Origin of the sequence: uncultured Anaerovibrio sp. (genome assembly GCF_947302755.1) — a bacterium.
Taxonomy (GTDB): domain Bacteria; phylum Bacillota; class Negativicutes; order Selenomonadales; family Selenomonadaceae; genus Anaerovibrio.
This window is the reverse complement of record NZ_CAMYWM010000201.1, coordinates 1-3,064: the sequence shown is the minus strand read 5'-3', so window position 1 is coordinate 3,064 and position 3,064 is coordinate 1. Positions and strand designations below refer to the sequence as shown.

The following is a 3,064-nucleotide window of genomic DNA, read 5'->3' as shown; positions in this document are numbered from 1 at the left end:
TCATGCACACTTAAAAAATAAAGTACTGGTCTAAATTCTTGGTACCATTATATTTTATCCCACTATTAATTACCAATCGCCATATGGTAGAAGATACATCCACAATTACTATACGAATTACTGAAAGTAATACACAGGGTCCAATAATCGGTCAATGCAAAAATATAACTATCGACATGTCAAAGCAAAGTGTCATCTTGCATCCTGATGAAACAATTGACTTAGCAGCCATTTTGCTGGCTCCATATATTTCTCCATACCTCAAATCACTCTATATTCCTTACATTACTAAAGATGACATTGCAACAGATATTTATATGAAGAATATCAATATCTTGCATGATATCATCATGATTGGATATCCGGACGGCATCATGGATGCAGTAAATAATATGCCCGTATTTAGAAAAGGTATTACCGCAACATCCAGTCATCGATTATAACGGTAAGAAACAGTTCCTCATAGATGCATCATGTTTTCCCGGCTCTAGCGGATCCCCGGTTATGTCTTATGACGATGGTATGATGCGAGATGCGGAAGGATCTATTATAATCGGTCCTGGAATAAAACAAATCAAACTTATAGGTATTCAGTCAGCAACCTTTACACATAACTCTAGCGGTAAGATTGTCCCTGTTGAAATACCTACACAAATAATTCCCGGAACAATAACTCCTATACCGAATAATTTAGGTATAGTTGTAAAAGCATCTTGTATTCTTGATTTGGAGCCTCTTATCCCCCGGTAAACGGTGCTCTTATTTACCGTGGGACGGTAACATAAACGGCTTGTCATCTATCTCTGGTTCATAGTTAGCCGATATCATTATCATCACCACACTTTTCTTTGCAACCTTTTAATGTATTATAGCATTTTTATTGTAAAAAGTGCTATGTATGAAAGTCACCAGCAAGTTAACGCACCCGTGCGTTGGAAAGAAGGAATAAACATGGCTACAGTACGTACCAGGAAACGTGGCAAGACATATTCATATATATTTGAGGCAGGAAAAACCGCCAGTGGCAAGCGGAAGGTCGTGGAAAAGGGTGGCTTTGCTTCTGCTGATGAGGCCTATACTGCCGGAATTGAAGCCTTCACCGATTACAAGCACGGAAATATTGGCATTACCTCTGAAAAGATGACGCTAAAGGATTTCATGCAGCTGTGGCTTGAAAGGGTAAAACAGGATCTGCGCAATAATACTTACGCAGGATACGCGAATATTGTCAATGCCAGAATAATGCCACGCCTGGGCAATATCCTTATTCAGGAGCTGCGCCCCGCCCAAATAGACAGCTGGCTTCAGGAACTGTATGCAGATGGTCTGTCCAAAGGATATATTACCAAATGCCGGACCATACTCAGAATGGCTATGGATTATGCTGTCTATCCATGTGAAATGATTAACTCCAATCCTTGCCACTATGCCAAGGTGCCAAAAAATGCCCCTACCAATGTTATCAAAAGGCATATCGTTGAGGAGCCTCAGTTTGAACAGCTGGTAACGGATTACCCTTTGGGTGATACGGCTCACATTCCCATTTACCTTATGTACCATACTGGTATGAGATTGGGTGAATCGCTGGGACTTATCTGGAGCGATATTGATTTCAAAGAAAAGAGCATCACCATAAACCGGCAGCTTGTATATGAAAAACAAGGCCATTTCGTCTGCCGAATAGCCACCACCAAAACTGAGCAGAGCAAAAGAAAGATATTTGTATCTGATGAGCTTCTTGCAGAGCTCCAAAAAGAAAAAGACCGCCAGCGGTCCCTACATATTATCAATGCTATGGACAGTGGCGGATATGTTTATTCATTCTCTGATACCCTTGAAATAAATCCTGACCTGACGGAAATAAACCTTGTATGTGTATCTGATATCGGCAGGGTGGTTTGCAGACAAACCGTAATCTACAAGCTAAGAAACAAGGGCCTCAACTCTCATTCTTTCAGACACACTCAGGCAACGAAGCTGGCCTCTGCCGGTGTTCAGCCAGTAACTGCAGCGCGGCGGCTGGGACACTCAAAGCCAGATGTTACATTGAATATTTACACCCACGACAGTGAGGATATGCAGAAAAGCGCAGCATCCAGTCTTGAAAATAATGAGTGGGATACTTTCTTCTCCAGCTAAAAAAATGCAGACAAATCACCAAATGCAGACAAATTGCAGACAATTTAAAAAGCAACCCTTGATTTAGCGGTGCTCCCCGATGATTTTTTCCATCCAGATCATATTGTACCAGCGGCCAAATTTGTAGCCGCATTTATAAAAGGTCCCCACCTTGGTGAAGCCCATGTGCTGATGGAACAGCTCACTGTTTCTGGTCAAATACTCATCTTCCTCAACCGGATCGCCAATACAGGAATACATATTCAAAATTCCCATTTCCTTCAGCTGTACTTCCAGAGCCTCATATAGTTTACGGCCATAGCCCCGGCCCTTGGCCTCCTTATCCAGATAAATGGTCAGCTCACAGGAATAATTGTAGGCCGCCCGCCCCACAAAGGGATGGGCATAGGCATAGCCATAAACAACCCCATTCTCCTCCACCACCAGGTAGGGGTATTTTTTTAACACAACCTTAATACGGTGCCGAAACTTCTCCACCGACGGCACATCATATTCCCACGAAACCGCCGTATCCGTCACATAATAAGCGTATATCTCCAAAAGACGCTCCGCATCATCTAAGGTAGCAGAACGAATAATAGCTTCATGCATTTGATCCTTCTCCTTACAAAGCCTATACTGCCACAGCACAGCCAAAGCCTTTTTATATTTATCCCATGCTCATGGCCTGGGACACTGCCCCACGGTTTAGGGCTAAGCAATCACAGCCACAAAACCAGCAGATTATTTTTCCGCTCAAATATATTTTACCGTTTCTTCAATATCCTTTCTGGAAAAATGGTTCGGCAACGGCTTGGACAACCTTCTAAACATGAAAATGCCTTATCCCAAAATTGACCAAGCAATATCTCCATCGAAGAGGTAGAAAAAATCGCCAAGAAACGCAATCTATCATGTTAAGCTACTGAAATCGCTCGTAAAAGCA

At 42.3% G+C, this 3,064-nt stretch carries 4 protein-coding genes; 3 read left to right on the top strand and 1 reads right to left on the bottom strand.

All coding sequences use genetic code 11. The features are described 5' to 3' along the window. Nucleotides 1–176: 176 nt before the first annotated feature. From Q0Y54_RS12450 to Q0Y54_RS12440, 3 genes are all read left to right on the top strand, one after another. Nucleotides 177–443, top strand: coding sequence for a hypothetical protein (locus Q0Y54_RS12450; protein WP_297968592.1), 267 nt, complete (start codon nucleotides 177–179; stop codon nucleotides 441–443). Between the two features lie 61 nt (nucleotides 444–504). Further along, nucleotides 505–750 (top strand): hypothetical protein, encoded by a 246-nt coding sequence (locus tag Q0Y54_RS12445; protein ID WP_297968589.1) that lies wholly within the window; start codon nucleotides 505–507, stop codon nucleotides 748–750. A gap of 201 nt (nucleotides 751–951) precedes the next feature. Next, nucleotides 952–2,139: a site-specific integrase gene (locus Q0Y54_RS12440; RefSeq protein WP_297968587.1), complete on the top strand. Its 1,188-nt coding sequence runs from the start codon at nucleotides 952–954 to the stop codon at nucleotides 2,137–2,139. A gap of 63 nt (nucleotides 2,140–2,202) precedes the next feature. Here the strand turns inward: Q0Y54_RS12440 and Q0Y54_RS12435 are convergent, their stop codons facing one another. Then, nucleotides 2,203–2,730: a GNAT family N-acetyltransferase gene (locus tag Q0Y54_RS12435; protein ID WP_297968585.1), complete on the bottom strand. Its 528-nt coding sequence runs from the start codon at nucleotides 2,728–2,730 to the stop codon at nucleotides 2,203–2,205. Nucleotides 2,731–3,064 lie beyond the last annotated feature (334 nt).

Coding starts and splice junctions, on each gene's coding strand:
- Q0Y54_RS12440 (WP_297968587.1), top strand. CDS start 952: ATGGCTACAGTACGTACCAGGAAACGTGGCAAGACATATTCATATATA.
- Q0Y54_RS12445 (WP_297968589.1), top strand. CDS start 505: ATGTCTTATGACGATGGTATGATGCGAGATGCGGAAGGATCTATTATA.
- Q0Y54_RS12450 (WP_297968592.1), top strand. CDS start 177: ATGTCAAAGCAAAGTGTCATCTTGCATCCTGATGAAACAATTGACTTA.
- Q0Y54_RS12435 (WP_297968585.1), bottom strand. CDS start 2,730: ATGCATGAAGCTATTATTCGTTCTGCTACCTTAGATGATGCGGAGCGT.